The organism is Pseudomonas sp. 05N432 (assembly GCF_056396945.1).
This window is the reverse complement of sequence record NZ_JBFTMM010000009.1, coordinates 204,182-227,346: the sequence shown is the minus strand read 5'-3', so window position 1 is coordinate 227,346 and position 23,165 is coordinate 204,182. Positions and strand designations below refer to the sequence as shown.

Here is a 23,165-nt window from a genome sequence, read left to right as displayed (position 1 = left end):
CTGGCCAACGATACCGATGTCGACGACGGTCACCTGTTCACGCTGAACTCGGCCAGCGCGCCGGCAAACAAGGGCACGGCCAGCGTGGTCGGCAACCAGCTCGTATTCAATCCGGGAGCCGACTTTGATCATCTGGCGCAGGGCGTGGTCGAACACGTGACACTCAGTTACCAGATGCAGGACCAGTACGGGGCACTCTCGAGCTCCACGGTGGACGTGACCGTCACCGGCACCAACGACGCGCCGGTGGCAGTGGCCGATACAGCCGCCGGCACGGAAAACCAGACCCTGACCATCAACGTGCTGGCCAACGACACCGATGTCGATGACGGTCACGCGTTCACGCTGAACTCGGCCAGCGCGCCGGCAAACAAAGGCTCGGCCAGCGTGGTCGGCAACCAGCTGCTGTTCAACCCCGGAACTGACTTCGACCACCTGGCGCAGGGTGTGGTCGAACACGTGACACTCAGTTACCAGATGCAGGACCAGTACGGGGCACTCTCGAGTTCCACGGTGGACGTGACCATCACCGGTACCAACGATGCTCCGGTAATGACGGCAGGTGGTTCTCTGTCGTACACAGAGAACCAGGCAGCGACGGCGATCAACTCGGTGCTGACGGTCACCGATGTCGACAGTAGCAACCTAACGGGCGCTACGGTATCGATCACCAGCAACTTTGCCTCGGGTCAGGACGTACTCGGGTTCACCAACCAGAACGGCATCAGCGGCAGCTACAACGCAAGCACTGGCGTGCTGACACTAAGCGGGACGTCGTCGGTGGCGAACTATCAAGCCGCGCTACGTTCGGTGACCTACTCCGACACCAGCGACAACCCGTCGACGGCACCGCGCACGATTAGCTTCCAAGTGGATGACGGCTCTGCTGCTAACCACGCGAGCAACGTCGCAACGACGACCGTCACGGTGGCGGCAACCAATGACGCGCCGATAGTGGACTTGAATGGTGGCAGCGCGGGCAATGACGCAACGGCGAACTATCCAACAGGCACCTCGCAGTTATTGATTGCGCCGTTGGCGACGGTCACCGACGTCGACTCGCCGAATCTGTCGTCGATGACTGTCACGTTGACGAACGCTATGGACAGCAACAATTCGAACGTCAGGGAAATGCTCTCTCTGAACGCGTCAGCATCGACCGCCGCTACGGGGTTGACGGTGACCGGTGTTGCCAGTGGCACAAACAATGGGATCTATACACTGACGATCACTGGCTCGGCTAGCCAGGCCACCTACCAGACTATCCTCAAAGGCGTTCAGTACACTGACACCAAGACCGGAAGCCACAACGTTACCGACCGAATCGTGAACGTAGTGACCAACGATGGAGCGGCAAATAGCCTCTTGCACACAGTCACAATCCATGTGGCCGCTCCGGCTGGCGTAGCCGGCGAGGCAATCAACCTGGCACTGACCGATCCCACGCCCGACACCTCTGAGGTCATTACCTACAAGGTGAGCGGGGTTCCGATAAATTGGGTACTGAGTGCCGGAACCAGAAACGGTGACGGTAGTTGGACGATACAGACCAGCGACCCCTCCGCACTGACGGTCATGACGCCATCCACCTATGCCGGTGCGATGGAACTCACAGTAACTTACGGATGGACCAATGCGGACGGCAGTACAAGCAGTCATATCGTTTCCGACAACGTCGAAGCCTACGCCCCCGGCTCGCCGATCTTCGCCTTGTCAGCGGACGACAACCTCACTGCCTCCAGCGGTGCTGACCTGTTCGTGTTCRCTCAGCCGGTTGGCAACAACGTCATCCACAGCTTCGATACGGCAGCGGACAAAATCGACTTGATCGGCTTCACGGGCGTTACCGGCTTTGCTGACTTGAGCATCGCTCATGACGCAAACGGCAATGCGTTGATCAGCATGGGTTCCGGCCAGACGGTCACCCTGAAAGGTGTCGATGCGGCGGGCTTGAGCGAAGCGAACTTCCAGTTCGATGTGGATCCGCTCACCACCAATACCGGCACCATCAGCATTGCCAACGGGGCGATCATGCCGTTTGGTGGCAGCATCCATAACAGCGGCACCATCGAGCTCGGCTCCACCGGCACTGAGACCGACCTGGAAATCCTCTTCCGTGGCGCGACCTTGACCGGCGGCGGACATGTGCTGCTGTCCGACAGCGCGCACAACGTGATTTTCGGTGGCAGTGCCGACACCGTGCTGACCAACGTCGACAACCACATCTCCGGTGCCGGCCAACTCGGCGCAGGGCAAATGGTGCTGGTCAATGAGGGGCTGATCCAGGCCGACGGGCTGAACAGCCTGGTGCTCGACACCGGCTCCCACACCATAGTCAACAGCGGCGTGCTGGAATCCACGGGCATGGGGGGCATGACGGTGACCAGCGCAGTCGACAACTCCGGTCACCTGTGGGCCAATGGCGGCGACCTGCGCCTGCTGGCAGACGTAACCGGCAACGGCAGTGCCACAATCGATGGCGATGCCAGCCTGATCTTCGGCGGCGGCGCCCACGCGTCAGTCGCCTTCCACGGAGAAGGTGCGGGTACGCTGATCGTGGAGCACGCCGCGGATGCCAGCTCGCTGGTCGGCATTCTCGGACTCGAAAGCAATGACTCGCTGATGTTCGGCGATATTGCCTTCGGCGCCAACACCCAGCTCGGCTACAGCGCCAATGCCCTTGGCTCCGGCGGCCTGCTGACGGTGGACGACGGCGTGCATCGGGCCGAAATGAACCTGCTGGGGCACTACTCGGCGGCCGACTTCCATGTCACCGACGGCGGCGCAGCCGGCACCCTGGTCGATTACCACGGCGTATCCAGCGGTACACTGGTGGGCAGCATGCTCGCGGACGTGGTCAGTGGCGGCGACGGCAACGACATTCTCGCGGGACGTGGCGGGGAGGACATACTCAGCGGTGGCGCGGGAGCCGATGTGTTCGCCTACCTCAGCCCGAACGACGGCGGCGACACCATCCTCGACTACAACTTCGCGGAAGGTGACACGCTCGACCTCTCCGCGCTGCTCAAGGCCAACTTCGTTAGCGGCAGCAGCCAGGTGTCAGACTTCGTCCAACTGGCGAAGTCCGGCAGCGACATCACCGTGAAGGTGGATACCGATGGTGCAGCCAATGGTGCGCATTTCACTGATGTGGCGGTCCTTGCCAACGCTGGCACGGCCGGCACCGATCTTGTGCGTGCCTGGTTCGGGGATGCTGACCATACGCTGAAGACCTGACAGACTGGAGCTACCCGGGGGGGCAAACATTTGCCTCCCGGGCTGCCAGGCAAAGCCAAAGCATCGCCTACATCGGCGCTGGCGGTCCGATCAGCCGGCCCATGACACCGAACAGTCCCAGCGACCTGATTGCCTCCAGTTCCCCCTGCGTTTCTACCTGCTCGGCAATCAACGGTAAATCGATGCTGTTGGTCGCGCGGAAAATGGCTTCGATGAACAGGCGTTTGTCGCTTTGCTGGTCGATGGCGCGAATGTAGCTGCCGTCGATTTTCAGGTAGGCCAAACCGAGTTGGGTGAGGTTGCCGATCTGGCTGAAGCTGCCACCGAAGTGCTGCAGGCCGATCCCGTAGCCGGTGTTGTGCAGGCTCAGGCACAGTTGACGCAACTCTTCGGGGGGCGGCAGTTGGCGTTCGTCGAGTTCAAGGGTCAGCAAGGGGGCAAGACTGGGCAGGCCGTCGAGCATATCGAGGATCAGGCGCCGTTGCGTGGCATCGTGCAGGGTGCTGCCGGACACGCTCAGGGCCAGCGGCCAAGGGTGTTCGGCAAGGTAGTCGAGGGTGTGTTCGAGCATTGCCAGGTCGAACCGTGCCGACCAGCCCAGCCGTTCTATCCAGGGGAGAAAGTGCCCGGCGCAAATGGCTTTGCCCTGCGGATCGAGCAGACGCGCCAGCACCTTGTGGTGCAGCACCTGGCTGGTGTCGGCGCATTGCACCACGGGTTGGAAGTACAGCTGCATTTTGCCGTGAGTCAGGGCGTCATCGATCCAGGTGCGCCAGTCGTGCTGCGTCTGGTTCGGTGGGTTATCGGACTGCTGCAGATGCACCCACGGCCGTTCGGGATGCTGCTGGGCCTGAGTCAGTGCCTGATCGAGGCGCAGCAGAATGTCGGTGGAGGCTTCACCGGGTGTGTAGGCGACGACTCCCAGATGCGCCACCGGCATGCAGTCGCTGGCGCCGGTCAGGCGCAGATTTTCCAGGGTGGCGCTGATCTCTGCGGCCAGGCGCGCGGCGTCCTTGCTGTCCAGGCCAGGGGTCAGCAGGCTGAACTCACCGCCCCGATTGCGTGCGGCCAGCCAGGTATGGCGATCCGGCTGTTCAATCAGGCGTTTGAGTAACTGACCCACGGCGCTAATCAGCGCGTCGGTACGCTGGCCCCCCAGTCGCTGGTTGAGCCCGGTCAGGTCATTGATCCGCAGCATCAGCAGGTGTCCGGCGCTGCTCTGCTCGGTCACCAGCAACTGATCGGTGAGTTGTTCGTTGAGCAAACGGCGGTTGGCCAGCCCCGTAAGACTGTCCTGAAACGACTCGGCGCGCAGTTGTTCGCTTCGTGCGGCTTCTTCGGCAAACAGCCCTTTGAGCTTTTCGACCATTTGGTTCATCGCCAGCACCACGCGTTTGAGTTCCGGGGTTCTGGGCACCTTCGGCAGGCTGAGAAACTCGCGTTTGTTGATGGCTTCGGCCTGTTTGACCATGGCGTCGAGCGGGCGCAGTTGCCGACGCAGCAACCAGCCGCCGAACATTGCGCTGAGCAACCCGCACAGCAGTAACCAGACCAGGCTGCCGAGGGTACTGTCCCACAGTTTGCTCAGGACGAACTGTGGGTTGCTCACCACTTCAACGCGCGCGGCTTGCTCCCAACCACGCATCACCAACGCATCCCCGCCTTGCGGATGCAGGTTCACCAGATCGACGAACCAACCCGGTACGCGTTCGGTGGTGGCGACCGCGTTGCGCTCGACCAGGACGCGTTCGTCCTCGATATTGATGACCCGAATACTGGAAAAGTAGCCACTGTCGAAGACCGAGCTGACCATCAATTCAATCATCGCCAGGTCGTCGATCTGTGTGGTCAACGACAGCCCCAGTGCGGTGGCGGTGTCCTGGGCATGGGAGCGCAATTGGCTGAGTATCTGTGCACGCGAGCTTTCCAGGCCGACAAAGAAACTGCCGCTGAAGGCGACCAGCAAGAACAGGCAGATGGCCAAAAACAACTGTTTGAGTAGCGACATGAGACGCTCCGGAGCGTTGACCTTCCTGGACGACGGGATATGTCTGGCCGCAGACGTGCAGATGCCTGGAGTTTAGGCGCTGTTTTGCAGGAGGCAGGGCAGATTGTCGGGGGGGCGGGGGGATAGATGAGCTTATGTGGCGAGGCGTATTCAGGGTTTGATCAGGGTTTTCTGCCGCAGGATATACACCGTCACCAGCACTGCGCTGGTCAGCATGAAGCCACGTGCCCAGGGCAGTGGGACGAGGATGCAGGACAGGCCGATGCTCAGCCACATCAGGCCAATGGCGTAGACCTTGCCCTTGAGCGGAATGCCGTTGCCGTCCAGATAGTCGCGAATCCAGGGGCCGAGTTGTGGATGCTCGACCAGCCATTGATAAAAGCGCGGTGAACTGCGGGCGAAACAGGCGGCTGCCAACAGCAGGAAAGGGGTGGTGGGCAGTACAGGCAGGAAGATCCCGATCACCCCCAACGCTACGCTCAGCCAGCCGATGGCCAGCAGCACGTAGCGCAGGATCAGGGGGCGTTTGCCTATGGGTTCAGCCACAGGCAACGACTTAGTGGTGACGAGGCTTGAGAATCGCCGGTTTTTCGTCTGGCGCGTTGCACAGCAGGTACAGCGCGGTCAGGGCTTCCGGGATCTGCACGATCATGTCGTCCATCAGGTTGGCGTCGGCCGCGATGTCGGAGAACTCCGGCTGTTCGTCGAACAGGCCGGAACCGACCATGATCGGCAGCAGCATTTCGCTGACTTCGTCTTCGGCGGTCTCGAACCAGGCTTCTTCACGCAGGAATACGCCTTCCATGAAGCCGATGCACCAGCCGCGCAGGTCGGAATCATCCGGCTCTTCGCCCAGGTCCAGGTCGCATGGCAGCTCGAACTCTTCATCGGAGGCCAGTTGGCGAGCGATATGAGCCTTGAGGGCAATCAGGGTCGATTCGATTTCTGCACGCTCGGCGTCGTCGCGATAATGCGGCTCTTCGGCGAACAGCGCGTCGATCCACTCACGATCAGGCACCGTCTCGGAACAGATCGACAGGGCTGTCAGATAGCCGTGGGCGGCCACATAGTCCAGCGCCTCGTCATGCAGCTCGTCGGCGTCGAGGAAGGCTTGCAGGCGGGTTAGTTGCTCAGCGAAGGACATTGAAGGACTACCTTGGGAATATACGATGCCCAATTCTAGGCGTTCTTGAGCGGTCCGGCCAGCCGCACGGCAGATTTGCCCGCATTCCAGACCAGTCTAGTCCCGATCCGTAGCAGCTGCCGAGCCCGCGAGGCAGCTGCTACAAGGGGGATTTGTTGATCTGGGCGGGGAGGCTATTCGTCAGTGACGCCCTTTGCCCGGTATCGCTCGGGTATACTCGCGCGTTTTGCAAAGCCCTGCAGGTGTCGCGACGGTCCAGGACAAATCCGCTTACGGATCTGTCCGTGAACAATGCGGTTTTTTGATCCAGCCTGCACACAGGGATATTCAGCACCATTTGGAGTTTTTCATGCTCGAACAGGCTCAGCGCGTCCTCAAGGACATCTTCGGCTACGACAGTTTTCGTGGCCGCCAGGGTGCCATCATTGAGCGCGTGGCCAGCGGCGGTGACGCTCTGGTGCTGATGCCGACCGGTGGCGGCAAGTCGCTGTGCTTCCAGGTCCCGGCACTGTTGCGTGATGGCCTGGCGGTGGTGGTTTCACCGCTGATTGCCTTGATGGACGATCAGGTCGCGACCCTCGAAGAACTCGGCGTGGCCGCGGCGGCGCTCAATTCGACCTTGAGTGCCGAGCAACAGCGCGATCTGGCGGCGCGGATCAAGCGCGGTGAAGTGAAGATGCTGTATCTGGCGCCTGAGCGCCTGGTTCAGCCACGGATGCTGGCGTTCCTGCAAAGTCTTGAAATCGCTCTGTTTGCCATCGACGAAGCTCACTGCGTATCGCAATGGGGGCACGATTTCCGCCGGGAATACCTGCAATTGGGCCAATTGGCGGAGCTGTTCCCCAACGTCCCGCGCATCGCCCTGACTGCCACGGCCGACAAGCGCACCCGGGAAGAAATCGTCGAGCGCCTGCACCTGCAGAACGCCGAGCGCTTTCTGTCGAGTTTCGATCGGCCGAACATTTTCTACCGCATCGTGCCCAAGGAGCAGCCGCGCAAGCAGTTGCTGGCGTTTTTGGCTGAACGGCGCAGTGATGCCGGCATCGTCTATTGCCTGTCGCGCAAGAAGGTCGACGAAGTAGCGGTGTTCCTCAGCGAGCAAGGTTTCCCGGCGTTGCCGTACCACGCTGGCCTGCCCAACGATACGCGGGCCCACCACCAGAAGCGCTTTCTCAACGAGGAAGGCCTGATCATGGTCGCCACCGTGGCGTTCGGCATGGGCATCGACAAACCCAACGTGCGCTTTGTCGCGCATCTGGACTTGCCGAAATCCCTTGAGGCCTATTACCAGGAAACCGGTCGGGGTGGCCGTGACGGTCTACCGGCAGATGCCTGGATGGCTTACGGCCTGCAAGACGTGGTGATGCTCAAGCAGATGCTGCAAAACTCCGAAGGCGATGAGCGCCACAAGCGTCTGGAGCAGCACAAGCTCGACGCCATGCTCTCGCTCTGCGAAGAAACCCGCTGCCGCCGTCAGACGCTTCTGGCCTACTTCGACGAAGACATGCCGCAGCCCTGTGGGCATTGCGACAACTGTGTCGACGGTGTGCAGACCTGGGACGCCACCGAACCGGCCCGTCAGGCACTGTCGGCAATCTACCGTACTGGCCAGCGCTACGGCGTCGGACATCTGGTGGATGTGTTGCTGGGCAAGGACAACGAAAAGGTCCGTAGCTTCGGCCATCAGCATCTGTCGGTGTACGGTGTCGGCAAGGCGCGGGCTGAAGGCGAATGGCGTTCATTGTTCCGACAGCTGGTAGCGCGCGGTCTGGCGGACATCGATCTGGAAGGTTACGGCGGCCTGCGTTTAAGCGACAGCTGCCGACCGCTGCTCAAAGGTGAAGTGACCCTGGAGCTGCGCCGCGACCTCAAACCGCAAACCACCGCGAAAAGCAGCAGCACCAGCCAGGCCAGCCAGTTGGTGCGAGGCGAAGAACGCGAGCAGTGGGAAGCCTTGCGCGCCCTGCGCCGCAAGCTCGCCGGAGAGCATGGCGTGCCGCCGTACGTCATCTTCCCCGATTCGACCTTGCTCGAAATGCTCCGCAGCCAGCCAAGCTCCCTGCCGGAAATGGCCAAGGTCAGTGGCGTCGGTGCGCGCAAGCTGGAGCGCTATGGCGAGGCCTTCCTCGAAGTGCTGGGCGGCCAGGCCGAGGCCCCGAAAGTGGTTGCCGACCTGCGTCACGAGTTGATCACACTGGCGCGCGCCGGCATGACGCCGATGCAGATTGCCGGTCAGTTGCAGTGTTCGGAAAAGAACGTGTACACGATGCTCGCCGAGGCCATCGGCAAGCAGCAACTGTCGCTGGAGCAGGCACTGGACCTTCCGGAAGACCTGATGGGTGAAGTCCAGGACGCATTCCTGGACGGCGAGGGCGAGCTGCCGCCGGTGTCGGAGATTTCCGCGTTGTTTGCCGGTCGTGTTCCCGAGGGCGTTTTGTACTGTGTAAGAGCGGCATTGCAGTCGGAGTTTGAAATTTAAGTGTCGAAGATCAAGATGTAACGATTCAGTACAGACCGAGCCTTGCCTAGAGTCGAGGGCCATGCTTAGCTGACTAATAATTAGTTTCAGCCTATTTCAGTCTAACCATGAGTTTTTTATGCCGTTAACCGATCAACACCGTTTTGGCATGCAGTTGGCGCAGATGTCTCGCGGCTGGCGCGCCGAACTGGATCGCCGTCTTGCCGGCCTTGGCCTGTCCCAGGCCCGCTGGCTGGTGCTGTTGCACCTGGCGCGTTTCGAAGAAGCCCCCACTCAGCGTGAGTTGGCACAAAGCGTCGGTGTTGAAGGACCGACACTGGCGCGCCTGCTCGATAGCCTGGAAACCCAAGGCCTGGTGCAGCGTCAGGCGGTGGCGGAAGACCGCCGGGCGAAAAAGATCGTGCTGTGCGCGCCCGCCCGTCCCTTGATCGAACAAATTGAAACCATTGCCGCCGAGTTGCGCCATGAGCTGTTTGAGGGTGTCAACGAGGAAGATATGCGGGTGTGTATGCGGGTCCATGGGCACATTCTGGCCAATCTGGAAAAATCTTGAGGCATAACCACACCGCAGACTTTTGAGAACTGGCACAGAGCAGACTATAAGAACTACCAGGCAATAACGTGTTCGTACTGGACGTGCGAATGCGCACAGGTTGATTCTGGTTAGCTAAGGAATGCTCATGCTCAAGAGTTTGCAGTCTGTGTTACGGCGCTCCGTCAGCCTGTTGGCGGTCGCCGGTGCCTTGAGTTACTCCGCATTGGCACCCGCGTTGGGGTTGGGCGACATCACGTTGCACTCAGCCTTGAACCAGCCGTTGAATGCCGAAATCGCCTTGATCGATCCCGGTGCCCTGAGCGACGGTGAACTCTCGGTCAGCCTGGCGACGGCAGACGAGTTCGCCCGCGCCGGTGTCGAGCGAGTGTTTTTTCTCAATGACCTGCGTTTTACCGCCGTTCTGCGTGGCAATCGCAGCGTGATCCGGGTGGTGTCCAGCAAACCGGTCAATGAACCGTTCCTGAATTTTCTGGTGCAGGCGAACCAGCCCAATGGGCATTTGTTGCGCGAATACACGGTGCTGATCGATCCACCGGGTTCACCGGGGATCGTACCGGCGAGTGATGTCGAGCCGGCCCCGACGATCAGCCAGCAACCCACTGCCACCGCACCCGTCAAAACGCCTGCTGCCCCCCCGGTGAGCACGGCGCCTGCGGCTACCGACCCGACTTCCGAGCTGCTGGCAGCCAGCGTCCTGGAAAACCAGCAACTGAAACAAACGGTCGATCAGTTGAACACCCGGCTACAAGCCCAGGATGAGCAGATCGCCAGCCAGCGCAAGCAAGTCAGCGATCTGCAAACCGAGTTGGCCGAAGCCAAAAAAACCTTGCCCGCCCCCGTCATTCCTGTCGCGCCAGTTCCGGTGCCCGCAGCCGCCGTGGATGAGACGAGCAGTGGTTGGGCGTTGTGGCTGATCGGCGGTCTGTTGGTGCTTGGCGTGCTGTTGCTGCTGGGCTTGTTTGCGCTCCGTCAGCGGCGGGTACAGGCTGTATCGGAACCCGCGCCGCGACATGAGCCGGTGGTCAGTCGGGGAGCGCCCGATAGTGCGCAGAAACCATCGATTGAGCTTTCTACGACACAGGTCACCCCTGTGAACCGTGAAGCGGCTCAGGGGGCAGAAGTGCTTGAGGGCGTCGGTATCTACCTGACCTATGACCGCTTCGCCGAGGCAGTCAGTCTGTTGCGCGAAGCCTTGCTCAAAGAGCCGCAGCGCAGCGATTTGAACCTGAAGTTGTTGGAGGTGCTGGGGCTGCAGGGCGACAGCGCAGCGTATTCGGACCACGAAAACAGCTTGCTTGAAGCGGGTTACAGCGCCGAGGTGCTGGAGCAGATTCGCGCACGTTCGCCGAAACTGRCCAGTGCACAATCGTCGGCGACACTTGAGTCGACGGCTGAACCTGCGGCCTCGCTACGGGATGAGTTCCAGCTGAATCTGGATGACCTGTCGATGGACTCGAGCTGGGACCTGGCCAGTCCGTCCGACACAACAGCGGCAATGGCTAACCCCATGGATCAGCTGGAACCGCTGGAACCGCTGGACGATGGCTTTCCAGATCATTTCGCCGATGCATCACCGCCCCTGGAGCTCGAGCCGTTGTCGGGCGAATTCGCGGTACCGGCGCACGACGAGAATCACCCCGGCAAACTGGAAGAAGCGCAGAACTGCATCGACGACGGTGATCTGGACAGCGCCATTGCGCTATTGAACGAGCTACTCAAGGACAGTGATGAATCCTTGAAGCAAACTGCCCGCAACCTGTTGGCCAGTATTCGCTGAGCTCCTGTGGGAGCATGGCTTGCCAGCGATGGCGTCCGTGAGATCGCTATCGCCAGCGAGCTGGGCTCCTACAGGTCTTGCGCAGCCATCAATTTGCGCCATACCTGCGATCAGAACGTCTGCCCAAGGTTCAGGTAAATCGCTCTCTGATCGTCGTCATTGAAGCCATAGCTGAAGTTCAGCGGCCCCAAAGGCGTGTCGAAACCGAGGAATACACTGGCAGCGTTGATGTAGCCGCTGTCGAATTCGTTGTCGTTGTTCCAGGCGCGGCCACGTTCCAGCGACGCTCCGATGTACAGCGGGAAGTCCAGCGGCAGATAAGCCCGCGGCGTCAGGCGACGGTAATACACCGCGCGGGCCAGGCTGATGTTCTGGCCGGAAATCGAGTCCTGCCGGAAGCCCGACAGTTGTCGCGCCCCTCCGAGCACGAAGCTCGAGGTCACCACGTCGGTCTGATCCAGGGTGCGCCCGTAGCGACCGCCAAGGATGAAGGTGTCCGGGCCGCTGCTCAGTGCCTTGTCCAGTTTGAATTCCCATTGACGGTAGCGTTTGTCTGAACCCAGCGTCGGTTCGAATTCGCGGAATGCCAGGCCAATGTCTTCGCCCGTATGAGGGAAGTACACATTGTCCAGCGAGTCGAACGAATACTTGAGCTGGTAAAACCCCTCGCTGAAGCTTTCGCTGGGCAGGCTTTGGTCACCAATCCGCACGTTTGCCTTGCCCCACGCCTCACCGATACCGAAACGGATTTCGCCGCTGTTGCCGATTTGTCGCCCGACATTCAAACCGAAGCCATAACGCTCAAGGCGATATTCGGCCACCGGGTCGTTGTCCAGGATGGCCTCGACGTTCCGCGATTCGAACGCCGCATACGGTGCGACAAAGTAGCGAGAGCCGACGTCCAGTGGCTGGTAGAACTCGGTGTAGAGTTCCTGCCGATCACCAATCTGCGCTCGTGTCAGCCATTCCGCACCGAGGCGGTTGATGGCGTTCATTCGGTAACTGGCGCCAATGTTGAAGGCGCTGTCACCGCGCATATCGTCAGACAGGTTCAACCCAAGGCGCAGGTAGTCGGTACCGCTGCGTTTGCCGCGAGCACTGATCACCAGCGTGTGGTTCTGGCCTTTGTGGACCACGCGGTACTGCACCTGTTCGAAGTAGTCCAGGCCGTACAGGGTGCCCATGTCGGTCTGCAAACGCTCCAGGTCCAGCGGTTCGCCGATGATCTGGCGAATGTAGTAGCGGATCACGTCGTCGCCGATCTTCGAGTCATTTTCGACCTTGATCGCAGTGATGATCGGCGTGCGCTGACCGGGAGCGCGAGCGGCGGTCAGTTCACCGTCCACCGGCTCGGCGGGACGCAGGCGTGCCAGCCGGGCATCGAGGATACGGGTGGCGCGATAACCGGCATCGATCATTTCCTGGGCCTTGCCGAAATCGGTGGCACCGAAACTGGCCAGTGGCGGCTGGATCAGCACATCGTCCTTGCGCAGCTCCGCGAGCTGCTCCTGGGAATTGCGGCGAGTCATGAGGGTGATTGACTGGTTCAGCACGTCGACCACGGTTGTCAGTTGTTTACGGCTGCGTAACGGGGTGCCGATATCGACCACGATGGCGACGTCGACGCCCATCTCGCGGGCCACGTCCAACGGAATGTTGTCGGTCATGCCGCCGTCCACCAGCAGCCGGCCATTGAGTTCGACCGGGGCGAACACGGCGGGGATCGACATGCTGGCGCGGATCACCTGGGGCAGGTGGCCTTTGCTGAAGACCACTTTTTCGCCGCTGGCAATGTCGGTTGCGACGGCGCGGAAAGGGATCGGCAGTTTGTCGAAATCCCGGGTGTCACTGGCGTGAGCGAGCAGGCTTTCGAGCAACAACGCCAGGTTCTGCCCCTGAATGACTCCCAGCGGCAGGCCGAGGCTGCCGTCGTCGCGAAAGCTCAGTTTCTGCTTGACCAGGAAGTCGCGGTCGTCTTGTTTGCGTCGGAACGGCACGTCAGCACGTTGCGGCGCATCGGACAGGGCCTGTTGCCAGTCGATGCCCAACGCGAGCTTTTCCAGTTCGTCGATCTTGTAGCCCGAGGCGTACAACCCGCCAATGACCGCACCCATGCTGGTGCCGGCAATCGCATCAATCTTGATGCCTTGCTCTTCCAGCGCCTTGAGCACACCAATATGCGCCAGCCCACGCGCCGCGCCCCCCGACAGCACCAGTCCGACTTTCGGTCGGGGTGTTTCAGCGGCATACGCGAACAATGGGAGCACACACAGCAACAGGCAGGACAGCAGACGGCGCATCGGGAGTCTCGGGCGAGCGGCAAAGGCGGCTATTATAGCGGCGCCATCGAGCTCAGGAGTCCAGCACGCCATGACCACACACAAACCGGAAGTCGTCATCACTTACTGCACGCAATGCCAGTGGCTGTTGCGCGCCGCCTGGCTGGCCCAGGAGCTGCTCAGTACCTTCGGTGACGACCTGGGTAAAGTTTCTCTGGTGCCGGGAACCGGCGGGGTGTTTTTCATTACCTGCGACGGCGTGCAGATATGGGAGCGCAAGGCCGAGGGTGGCTTCCCGGAAGCCAAGGTGCTCAAGCAGCGGGTTCGCGATCAGATCGACCCGGATCGCGATTTGGGCCACAACGACAGAACTCAGTGAGACGCTGCTTCGGCCGCCACGTTTTTCTTGCTTGAGCTGCCAGACAGGCTGCTGGACACCACGATCGCGATGATGATCAGCGCACCGCCAATCAACATCCGCAGTGTCGGATTCTCATCGAACAGCAGCCAGGCGACGGTGATGCCATAAACCGGCTCCAGTGCAAACACCACCGCGGCGGTACGGGCCTTGATCACCGCCAGGCTGGCAACGAACAGGCTGTGGGCGACGCCGGTGCAGAACACCCCGAGCAGACCGATCCATAGCCAGTCGATGGCGCGCACCTCACTCAAGCCTGGTGCCGCCACCGGCAGCAGACAGAGTGCGACCACTACGTTCTGACACAGCGCTGCCTGCACGGCGGGTATCCGCCCGGAGCTGGCACGGTTGGTCAGCGACAGCAAGGCGAACAGTAGGCCCGAGCCCACGGCCCAGAGCAGGCCGCTGGTGGCTTCACTGGCGAKGTCGAAATCCGGGGTAACCAACACCAGGCCGACGCTCACCAGCGTCACTAGGAGTATTTCATTGGCACGGATTCGCTCGCGGAAGATCAGGCCTTCGAGGATCACTGTGAACGCCGGGAAACTGGCAAAGCCCAGGGTCGCAATCGCCACGCCGGCGACTTTCACTGCAATGAAAAAGCTTACCCAATGCCCGGCCAGCAACAGACCGCTGAGCAACAGGCGACGCCAGTCCACCGCTTCGAGTTTCTGCCAGCCGGTGTTGCTGGCGAAACGGGCAAAGAATGCCAGCGCGATCACTGCGAATGCCGCACGGCCAAAGACAATGATGGCAGGGGAGGCCGCGGCGAGTTTGCCGAACACACCCGTCAGGCCAAACATCAATGCGCCGATATGCAGGGCGCCAAGGGCGGTACGCGGAGTCATTTCAATCCTTAATCCATAGAAACAATGACGACATTGAACCGCGTGACGGCCTGATCTGTCTGTCGTCAGACTCGCGTTTTTTATCGCCAGCCTAGCGCTTGTTCGCTGTACGACGCAGCGTGCCCGGCGAGGCGCCGAACTCGCGCATTACCGCTGCGGCGAATGCGCTCTGTGAGCCATAGCCGACACGGCAGGCCACTTCGCCGATGGGCAGCGCGGATTCACGCAGCAACTTCACCGCGATGTGCAGGCGGCGACTGCGGATGTAATCCATCGGCGTCTGTCCGCATTCAGCGACAAAGCGTGCGTGCAGACGTGCGCTGGACAGCCCGGCGACGCGCGCCAGATCGGCGACTTGCAGCGGATAGGCGGCGTATTGGTCGATGTGCGCATTGAGCGCGGCGTAAGGCAGGCGGCGCCCGGCGATGCTGCTCGGCGCGGCGTTGTTGAGGCTGGCGAGCAACAACACGGCGCCTTGCTGGGCGATCAGCGGGTCTGCGACCGGGCTGCTCGCCAGCCAGCTCACCAGCTGGCTTTGCCCGGCATCCAGCGGCAAGCGTCCGGGGTTGTCGAGCAAGCGCCGACTGGCCTCGGCATGCTCGCCCAATGATTGCGAAACCCATTGATCGCTCGGCACATCGAGCACCAGGCAGCGGCTGCCATTCGGGCTGCCGCAAGCGTGATGAGCGCCTGACGGTACGACTACAAAACTCTGCTGCACCACCTGGCTGCCATGACCGCCGACCTCGAAGTCGAGCGCACCCGATAGACCGAACACCAGTTGCGCGTGGTCATGGCTGTGGACGATCAGGTCGTGGGTGTACTGGCGTAGCGTGAGGATCGGTCTCATCGCAGTCTCCTGGGCAGACTCGCAGTCTACACCGGCCGCGCCTGGGTTCGGGCTGTCATCAGACTGCCGTATTTGTGTCATGGGCTATTAATCGCTGCGGTGCAAGCTTGCGGAAAATCCCGCAGAGGTTGTCCATGACCAGCGCCGAACGTGCCAAACCCAGCCTTAAACAACGCGTGCGTACCTTGTGGATTTCCGATGTGCACCTCGGCACCCGGGATTGCCAGGCCGAGCATTTGTCGCAGTTTCTCAAGGGCTATCAGGCTGACAAGATCTATCTGGTCGGCGACATCATCGATGGCTGGAAGCTGCGCAGCGGCATGTACTGGCCGCAGGCTCACACCAACGTCATTCGCCGTTTGCTGACCATGAGCAAGCGCGGCACCGAGGTGATTTACGTCACCGGCAACCACGATGAGTTTCTGCGGCGTTATTCGAAGCTGATCCTGGGCAATATTCAACTGGTGGACGAGGCGGTCCACGTCACCGCGGATGGCCGGCACCTGTTGGTGATTCACGGCGATCAGTTCGATGTGATCACCCGTTATCACCGCTGGCTGGCGTTTCTTGGCGACTCGGCCTACGAGTTCACCCTGACCCTCAACCGCTGGCTCAATCACTGGCGTGCTCGCTACGGCTACGGTTACTGGTCGTTGTCGGCGTACCTCAAGCACAAAGTCAAAACCGCGGTCAGCTTCATTAGCGACTTCGAAGAGGCCATCGCCCACGAGTGTGTCAAACGCGAGCTGCACGGGGTGGTTTGCGGGCACATCCACCATGCGGAAATCCGCAAGGTCGGCGAGGTGGACTACCTCAATTGCGGAGATTGGGTAGAGTCGTGCACGGCCTTGATCGAGCATTGGGATGGCTCGATCGAGTTGTATCGGTTGGCGGATGCACAGGCGCGAGAGGCACAGCTCAAGGCTGTGAAGGTTGCAGAACCGGCGTAAGTCGCGAAGTGTTTGCTGTCAGGTCTGGACCTGTTGCGACAGTAGCAGCTGCCGAGCCTGCGAGGCTGTGTTGGAGGACGTAGTCCTCGCAATTCCTGTATACGCGGGTTACCTGACTCAACGACTGCTTCGCAGCCGAACGCAGCCTCGCAGGCTCGGCAGCTGCTACGGAAGTAGTCCTGCGGCGTATTTCAGCGTTGTATGGATACCCAAACCGGTTCCGAGGAGATTCAGACCGGTGCGTGTTCTTCCATCGCTGCCATGTAGATCGAATTTTTCGGTCGGGCAAACAGGCGTTCCATCATCGGTTCGAAAAAACTCAGCGGCAGGCTCTCGTAGTCCGGATCAAAGGCCGCAGCGTCATACCTGGCGCAGAACTCGATGGTTTGCCGGTACTGCGGGTGTTCGCGAAATTGCTCGCGCAGGTGCCGGTCCATGCCCAGGTAATGGAAGAAGTAATAGCCCTGGAAAATCCCGTGCTTTTCTACCATCCACAGGTTTTCAGGGCTGACGAAAGGCTTGAGGATCGCCGCCGCAATGTCCGGGTGGTTGTAGGAGCCAAGGGTATCGCCAATGTCGTGGAGCAGCGCACACACCACGTATTCCTCATCCCGGCCATCGCGCCAGGCACGGGTGGCGGTTTGCAGTGAGTGGGTCAGCCGATCGACCGGGAAACCGCCAAAATCACCCTCCAGTAGTTTCAGGTGCGCCACAATCCGTGTCGGTAGTTGTTTGGCGTAGGCACTGAAGTCTGCGGCGATGATCGCCCAGTCTTCCTGCGTACCTTCCTTCATATGGGTGAAACGGGCGTGCGCATTCATCAGCTATCCTCTTATTGTTTTCGAAGGGACGTCGTGCAGTGTAGAGCTTGGATCCAATGCTGCACTGGCCATGTGGGACGGCTTGATGGCCCGGCGAGCCTAGAAAGGCACTTTGCCGAGGATCATGTCGCGATACATGACGAAGTCGCCGAGCAGGCTGTAAAGCGGATGCTGGAATGTCGCCGGCCGGTTCTTTTCAAAGAAAAAGTGTCCGACCCAGGCGAAGCTGTAGCCGGCCAGGGGCAGGGCCAGCAAAAATAGCCAGGCACCTTTGCCGATAGCGAAGGCCAGGATGAAAATCACCAGGCTGGTGCCGACAAAGTGCAGGCGTCGGCAGATACTGTTGCTGTGTTCGCTGAGGTAATACGGGTAAAACTCGGCGAAGCTGCTGAAACGTTTGATGTTTTCCACGACTGCGATCTCTGTGGTTATTGCGCTGCTGAGCGGATGTTCTGCGGGCAGCTTATTTAAGTCTAGAGTCATCAGTGGCAACAGCCAGTGACCTTGGGCGCCACTTTAGTATCCTTCTGAAATTGGCCGTGATACGCGCACATCAAGTAAGAAAACGCCATGAGCGAACGAACGACTTCTGCAAGCTGGGCGATGGGGATTGTCAAGGCACTGGAGATGGACGGCCTGGATTGCCGGGTCTTGTTCACACAGTTGGGGCTCGACTATGCGGCGCTGGATGATCCGGATGCGCGCTTTCCTCAAGATTCGATGACACGGCTCTGGCAGCGCGCGGTAGAGCTGTCCGGCAACCCGGCGATCGGTCTGAACATGGGCAAGTTGGTCCGCCCGGCATCGTTTCATGTGGTCGGTTATGCGTTGATGTCCAGCCAGACCCTGGCGGAAGGCTTTCAGCGCCTGGTGCGTTATCAGCGGATCATTGCTGAAAGCGCCGACCTGAGTTTTCGCCTGTTACCCGAAGGTTATGCACTGATTCTGACGGTGCATGGCGACCATCTGCCACCCACCCGACAAAGTGCCGAAGCATCGCTAGCCTGCGCGCTGAGCCTGTGTGGCTGGCTGACCGGGCGCACCTTGCAGCCACGCAAAGTGCTGATGCAGGGCGATCAACCCAAAGACCTCGAACCCTATAAAAAAGCCTTTCATGCACCGCTGGAGTTCAGCGCGCCTTATGACGCACTGATTTTCGAACAAGCAGACATGGACACGCCGTTGCCGACTGCCAACGAGGCCATGGCGTTGTTGCATGACCGGTTTGCCGGCGAATACCTGGCGCGGTTTTCTGAAAGCCGGGTCACCCACAAGGCACGGCAAGTGCTCTGTCGCCTGCTGCCGCAAGGCGAGCCCAAGCGCGACACGGTGGCGCAAACCCTGCACTTGTCCCAGCGCACCTTGCAGCGACGCCTGCAGGAAGAGGGCACGAGTTTTCAGACGCTGCTCGACGACACGCGCCGTGAGTTGGCCGAGCAGTACCTGGCGCAACCGAACATGACCCTGCTGGAAATTGCCTACCTGTTGGGGTTCGCCGATCCGAGCAATTTCTTCCGGGCTTTTCGGCGCTGGTTCGATACCACACCCGGCGAATACCGGATGCGGTTGATGGACGTGCCCAAAGCACTCAGTGACGCCAAAATGCCGGGATGCACAGTACAAACACGGTGATGATCTCCAGTCGCCCGAGCAACATGCCGAGGGACAGAATCCACTTGGCGGCGTCGGGCAGGCTGGCGAAGTTACCGGACGGTCCGATGGTTTCACCCAGTCCCGGACCCACTCCGGAAACCGTGCTGGCGGCGCCGGTCAAGGCTGTCATCCAGTCCACGCCCAGCAGCGACAGCGCCAGGGCGATGGCGCAAATGGTGATCGCAAAGAAGAACGAAAACGTCAGGATCGAGCGCACGATTTCTTCGTCGAGACGATGACCGTTGTACTTCTGCTTGATCACCGCACGCGGGTGGATCAGTTGATTGAGGTTGGCCTTGAGCAGGATAAAGGCCACCTGGAAACGGAAGATCTTGATCCCGCCAGCGGTCGACCCCGAGCAACCACCGACAAAGCCCAGGTAGAAGAACAGCATCAGTGAGAAGTTTCCCCACAAGCTGTAGTCCCCCAGCGCAAAACCGGTGGTGGTGACCACCGAGGTGACGTTCAGCGCGACATGGCGCAGTGCGTCCAGCCAATGCAGGTCGGTGGTCCACCAATACCAGGTGCCAAGTACCAGCCAGGTCACCAGCAGCATGCCGAGCAATCCCTGCACTTGCTGATCCTTGATCAACGCCCGCCGATTGCCGCGCAAGGTCGCCACGTACAAGGTAAATGGCAGGCTGCCGAGAATCATGATTACTACCGCGACCCAGTGCACGGCCGGTTGCGTCCACTTGGCCAGGGACTGGTCGGAGGTGGAGAAGCCGCCGGTGGATATTGCCGACATCGCATGGTTAACCGCATCGAACGGGCTCATGCCCGCCCACCAGAACGCCAGGCTGCCGAGGATGGTGATGCCGACGTAGGCGGCGACGATCAGCCGGGCCACCATGTGCGAACGCGGCATGACTTTTTCGGAACGGTCCGACGATTCGGTCTGAAACAGCCGCATGCCGCCGATGCGTAGCAGTGGCAGAATCGCGACCGCCATGCCGATAAAGCCGATACCACCCAGCCAGTGCAGTAACGAACGCCACATCAGGATCCCCGGAGACATGCTGTCCAGGCCGCTGAGCACAGTAGAACCGGTGGCGGTGATGCCCGACATGCTTTCGAAAAACGAGTCGGTGTAACTGATGCGCTGAGTCAGCAGGAACGGCAATGCCGCGAATATGCAGACCACTACCCAGCTCGACACGGTGAGCAGGTACATGTCCCGCGGGCGCAGGTGTATATGCTCGGGTCGCCCGGGGATGACCAGCGCCAGACCGGCGACAAAGGTAATCGTGCTGGCCCAGAGGAACGACGGCAGGTCGCTGGTGCGGTCGTAAATCAGCAGGGTTGCCATCGGCACAACCATGCTGATGGCCAGGGTGATCAGGAAGATGCCGATGATGAAACCAATAATCCGTAAGGTCGGCAACGCCATGAGGTCCGCTCGGGCTGATAGGGAAGGGCGCCATTCTACCTGCGAGGCAGGGCATGTAAACCGGCACCCCGGCGGCAGTTGCCGCTAGAATAGCCAGACATTTTTTTCAGGAGGTGGCCGATGCAGGCTCTCGACGCTTTGCTCAACCGTGTATCCGTTCCGCGTTTGCTCGACCCGGCGCCCACTGCTGCACAACGGGAAGTGTTGTTTTCCGCAGCCATGCGCGCGCCGGATCACGGGCATTTGCAGCCGTGGCGTTTCCTGACGGTCGAAGGCGCGGCGCGCGAGCAATTGGGCGAGATACTGGCTGAGGCTGCACGCCTGCAAGACGCCGATGTGCCTCAGGCCCTGGTGGACAAGGCGCGCAACGGCCCGCTGCGTGCGCCGTTGGTGGTCGTTGTAGTGGCGCGCGTTCAAGACCACGTCAAAGTGCCAAAGTCCGAGCAGTTGCTGGCGGCAGGTTGTGCGGCACACGCTATCTTGCTGGCGGCTTACGCTCAGGGGATCGGCGCAGTGTGGCGTACCGGCGAACTGGTCTATTCGGCGCATGTGGCCCAGGGGTTGGGCCTGGCCGAAGGTGAAGAAGTGATTGCATTCCTTTACCTGGGCACGCCGCAGAACGAACCGCGGGTGGCCGGGAAAGTCGATCTCGCCGAGTTTGTCGGCGCCTGGCCTGCCAAGCCCTGAATCATTGGCAGATTGATTTAATGTGGGAGCGAGCCGGCTCCGGGCGGCGATCCGACGATAAGCCGGCACATTCAACATAGATGTGACTGTCAGGCCGCTATCGCGAGCAGGCTCGCTCCCACAGGTTTTTAGGGTTGTACGGTCGCGCCGGGTTCTAATGGCAACTCCAGGCTGGCAATGAATCCGCCTTCCGGGTGATTGGCCAGAATCAGGCTACCGCCGTGGCGCTCCGCCGCACGCCGGGCGATGGCCAGCCCCAGGCCATGTCCGGCGGCTGTCTGCCCGGGCGCCCGAAAAAACGGCTCCCCCAGTTGGTTCAAATGCTCGGCTTCTACACCGGGGCCATGGTCGCGCACGCTGATCACAATCCGGTCTCCCTGACGCAATGCCAGCACTTCAATCGGTTGTCCTGCCGGATTGAAGCGTTGGGCGTTGCGCAACAGGTTGTCCAGTGCCCGCTCGATCATGGTCGGCCAGCCCTTGAGGCTTAATTGCGGTTCGGCTTCGATACGTATGCTTTGCTCCGGAGCGCCAAGCTGAGCGTCTTTTTGCACTGTATTGAGTAGTCCATTGAGGTCAATCTCTTCGGCACTCGCGTTGTCGGCGTCGACCCGTGCCAGCACCAGAATTTCACTGATCAGTGCTTCCAGGCGATCACATTCGCGGGTCAGTCGTGGCCAGAGCTTTTCGCGTTCCTCGGGGCCGGCCCGTTCCGCGAGGGCCAGGGCGATACGCAACCGGGCCAAGGGTGAACGCAGCTCGTGAGACACGTCGCGCAGCAGTTGCCGCTGGCTGCCGATCAGGCTTTGCAGGCGTGAGCCCATGCGGTTGAAGTCATTGGCCAGCACGCCAAACTCGTCACGCCGATTGGCCAGCCGCGCCAGGCTGTTTTGCTGATAGGTCGTCTGACCGAGGTCGTGCACCGCACCGCGCAGACGGCTCAACGGGCGGGTGATGGACAGCGTCACCAGCAGGCTGAACAGCGTCAGCACCACCAGGGCAATCGACAGCGCACTGAGGGGCCAAAGCAGGCTGTTGCGGTGCCAGGCGTTGAGCTCTGGATGCGGAATTCGGTAGATCAGCAAGTAAGTTTCGGCGGTTTTCGGGCTGGTGTACTCGACCGTCAGACGCCGCCAGGGCAGGTGGCGGCCGCTGTCGTCGGGGTTGTCGTTCTGCCGTGCTTCCAGGGCTGCCGCGCGGCGAGGAAAGGTCCCGCGCACCACCGGGTCACCACCTTCGTTCAGTACCTGAACATCGATGTGGTAACGCCGTTTGCGTTGTTCGAGCAAGGCCTGTGCCGCGTCCTCGCCTTTTTCTTCGTAGAGTTGCGTCCATTCCTGCGCCAGGGTATTGAGGCCCGGGTGGCGACTGAGAATCCAGGCGTCCTGGTTCAACATGTGCCCGAGCAGGATCGATAACCCTGCAACCAGAGCGATGGCCAGCCAGAAGCTGGCAAGGATGCGCCAGAACAATGAACGCACGGTAAGTCCTCAAACAAAGAAAGCCCAATGGCGATTGACCATTGGGCTGGGGGGAAACGCTAGAGCATTATTGCGTTTTTTTCGGTTGTTGGGCTTTCCAGGCCTGGAACTGCTCCCATTCGGCTTTGCGTTCGGCCCGCTTTTTTTGGATAGCATCGAACTTCTGCTGTTGGTCCGGCTTGAGAAGGGCACGTATGTCCTGCTCGGTTTTCTGGCGGCCGGCCGCCATTTGGTCTTTCATGGCCTGCTGATCGGCTGGCGAGAGTTTTTGCAGGTACTGCTCGACCAACTCTTTACGCGCATGCATCTGCTCGCCGATCAGTTTGCGAATCTGTTCGCGTTGTTCGTGGCTGAGGTTCAACTCTCTGTACATGCCTTTGCCGCCGTGCATGTGCTCGCTGTATCCGTGGCCATCCATTGGACCCATCGGACCTTGGCCTTCTGGTGCAGCCATGGCAATGGTTGGCAGTGCAGCGGCGAACATCAAAGCGATAAGGGTCTTGCGCATGGTGTGTCTCCTTGTCTCGTTCCCGGTGTGTTCCGGATGAGTACAGATTACGCAGATCAAGGTCAGCGGCGGTCAGCGG

General features: G+C 60.6%; 19 protein-coding genes. 8 read left to right on the top strand and 11 right to left on the bottom strand.

What is annotated here, in order from left to right; all coding sequences use genetic code 11:
- The coding region (locus tag AC1DHT_RS12360; protein WP_477761368.1) for an Ig-like domain-containing protein at positions 1–3,237 on the top strand (3,237 nt) is incomplete at its 5' end.
- A gap of 67 nt (positions 3,238–3,304) precedes the next feature.
- Here the strand turns inward: AC1DHT_RS12360 and lapD are convergent.
- From lapD to AC1DHT_RS12345, 3 genes are all read right to left on the bottom strand, one after another.
- Positions 3,305–5,245: a cyclic di-GMP receptor LapD gene (gene lapD / locus AC1DHT_RS12355; RefSeq protein WP_427539210.1), complete on the bottom strand. Its 1,941-nt coding sequence runs from the start codon at positions 5,243–5,245 to the stop codon at positions 3,305–3,307.
- 150 nt (positions 5,246–5,395) lie between these two features.
- Entirely contained in the window at positions 5,396–5,791 is a 396-nt protein-coding gene (locus tag AC1DHT_RS12350) for a YbaN family protein (RefSeq protein ID WP_427529826.1), read from the bottom strand.
- A 10-nt stretch (positions 5,792–5,801) separates the two neighbouring features.
- Positions 5,802–6,389 carry a UPF0149 family protein gene (locus AC1DHT_RS12345; RefSeq protein ID WP_103315564.1) on the bottom strand — a complete coding sequence of 196 codons (588 nt, stop codon included), beginning with the start codon at positions 6,387–6,389 and terminating at the stop codon, positions 5,802–5,804.
- A 349-nt stretch (positions 6,390–6,738) separates the two neighbouring features.
- Between AC1DHT_RS12345 and recQ the strand changes: the two genes are divergently transcribed.
- From recQ to AC1DHT_RS12330, 3 genes are all read left to right on the top strand, one after another.
- The gene (recQ, locus tag AC1DHT_RS12340) at positions 6,739–8,868 is read left to right on the top strand and encodes a DNA helicase RecQ (RefSeq protein WP_019692441.1); all 2,130 of its coding nucleotides are present in this window, start codon (positions 6,739–6,741) and stop codon (positions 8,866–8,868) included.
- A 118-nt stretch (positions 8,869–8,986) separates the two neighbouring features.
- Positions 8,987–9,421, top strand: a complete 435-nt coding sequence (locus AC1DHT_RS12335) for a MarR family transcriptional regulator (protein WP_054596242.1) — start codon at positions 8,987–8,989, stop codon at positions 9,419–9,421.
- 127 nt (positions 9,422–9,548) lie between these two features.
- Entirely contained in the window at positions 9,549–11,201 is a 1,653-nt protein-coding gene (locus AC1DHT_RS12330) for a motility hub landmark protein FimV (protein ID WP_477761367.1), read from the top strand.
- Positions 11,202–11,311: 110 nt separating this feature from the next.
- Here AC1DHT_RS12330 and AC1DHT_RS12325 read toward each other — a convergent pair whose 3' ends face one another.
- Positions 11,312–13,501 (bottom strand): patatin-like phospholipase family protein, encoded by a 2,190-nt coding sequence (locus AC1DHT_RS12325; protein WP_427539197.1) that lies wholly within the window; start codon positions 13,499–13,501, stop codon positions 11,312–11,314.
- A 70-nt stretch (positions 13,502–13,571) separates the two neighbouring features.
- Between AC1DHT_RS12325 and AC1DHT_RS12320 the strand changes: the two genes are divergently transcribed.
- Positions 13,572–13,859, top strand: a complete 288-nt coding sequence (locus AC1DHT_RS12320) for an Rdx family protein (protein ID WP_427539194.1) — start codon at positions 13,572–13,574, stop codon at positions 13,857–13,859.
- Here AC1DHT_RS12320 and AC1DHT_RS12315 read toward each other — a convergent pair.
- On the bottom strand, positions 13,853–14,746 hold the full coding sequence (locus tag AC1DHT_RS12315; RefSeq protein WP_477761366.1) for a DMT family transporter: 894 nt from the start codon (positions 14,744–14,746) through the stop codon (positions 13,853–13,855). The two genes, AC1DHT_RS12320 and AC1DHT_RS12315, sit on opposite strands and share 7 nt — an antisense overlap.
- A gap of 91 nt (positions 14,747–14,837) precedes the next feature.
- Positions 14,838–15,596 carry a helix-turn-helix transcriptional regulator gene (locus tag AC1DHT_RS12310; RefSeq protein ID WP_427539188.1) on the bottom strand — a complete coding sequence of 253 codons (759 nt, stop codon included), beginning with the start codon at positions 15,594–15,596 and terminating at the stop codon, positions 14,838–14,840.
- 134 nt (positions 15,597–15,730) lie between these two features.
- On the opposite strand from AC1DHT_RS12310, the gene AC1DHT_RS12305 reads away from it, so the two are divergent.
- Positions 15,731–16,546 (top strand): UDP-2,3-diacylglucosamine diphosphatase, encoded by an 816-nt coding sequence (locus tag AC1DHT_RS12305; RefSeq protein WP_427539185.1) that lies wholly within the window; start codon positions 15,731–15,733, stop codon positions 16,544–16,546.
- A 230-nt stretch (positions 16,547–16,776) separates the two neighbouring features.
- Here AC1DHT_RS12305 and AC1DHT_RS12300 read toward each other — a convergent pair whose 3' ends face one another.
- Positions 16,777–17,367 carry an HD domain-containing protein gene (locus tag AC1DHT_RS12300; RefSeq protein WP_427539182.1) on the bottom strand — a complete coding sequence of 197 codons (591 nt, stop codon included), beginning with the start codon at positions 17,365–17,367 and terminating at the stop codon, positions 16,777–16,779.
- 99 nt (positions 17,368–17,466) lie between these two features.
- On the bottom strand, positions 17,467–17,778 hold the full coding sequence (locus AC1DHT_RS12295; protein ID WP_427539179.1) for an Mpo1-like protein: 312 nt from the start codon (positions 17,776–17,778) through the stop codon (positions 17,467–17,469).
- Positions 17,779–17,937: 159 nt separating this feature from the next.
- Between AC1DHT_RS12295 and AC1DHT_RS12290 the strand changes: the two genes are divergently transcribed.
- Entirely contained in the window at positions 17,938–18,999 is a 1,062-nt protein-coding gene (locus tag AC1DHT_RS12290; protein WP_427539176.1) for an AraC family transcriptional regulator, read from the top strand.
- Here AC1DHT_RS12290 and AC1DHT_RS12285 read toward each other — a convergent pair.
- Positions 18,956–20,410, bottom strand: a complete 1,455-nt coding sequence (locus tag AC1DHT_RS12285) for a TrkH family potassium uptake protein (protein ID WP_427539173.1) — start codon at positions 20,408–20,410, stop codon at positions 18,956–18,958. The genes AC1DHT_RS12290 and AC1DHT_RS12285 overlap by 44 nt on opposite strands.
- 120 nt (positions 20,411–20,530) lie before the next feature.
- Here AC1DHT_RS12285 and AC1DHT_RS12280 point away from each other — a divergent pair, with 120 nt between their 5' ends.
- Entirely contained in the window at positions 20,531–21,097 is a 567-nt protein-coding gene (locus tag AC1DHT_RS12280; protein ID WP_427539170.1) for an NAD(P)H nitroreductase, read from the top strand.
- A gap of 128 nt (positions 21,098–21,225) precedes the next feature.
- Here AC1DHT_RS12280 and AC1DHT_RS12275 read toward each other — a convergent pair whose 3' ends face one another.
- Positions 21,226–22,578 (bottom strand): sensor histidine kinase, encoded by a 1,353-nt coding sequence (locus AC1DHT_RS12275; protein WP_427539167.1) that lies wholly within the window; start codon positions 22,576–22,578, stop codon positions 21,226–21,228.
- A 67-nt stretch (positions 22,579–22,645) separates the two neighbouring features.
- Positions 22,646–23,086, bottom strand: coding sequence for a Spy/CpxP family protein refolding chaperone (locus tag AC1DHT_RS12270; RefSeq protein WP_123583953.1), 441 nt, complete (start codon positions 23,084–23,086; stop codon positions 22,646–22,648).
- Positions 23,087–23,165: the final 79 nt, after the last annotated feature.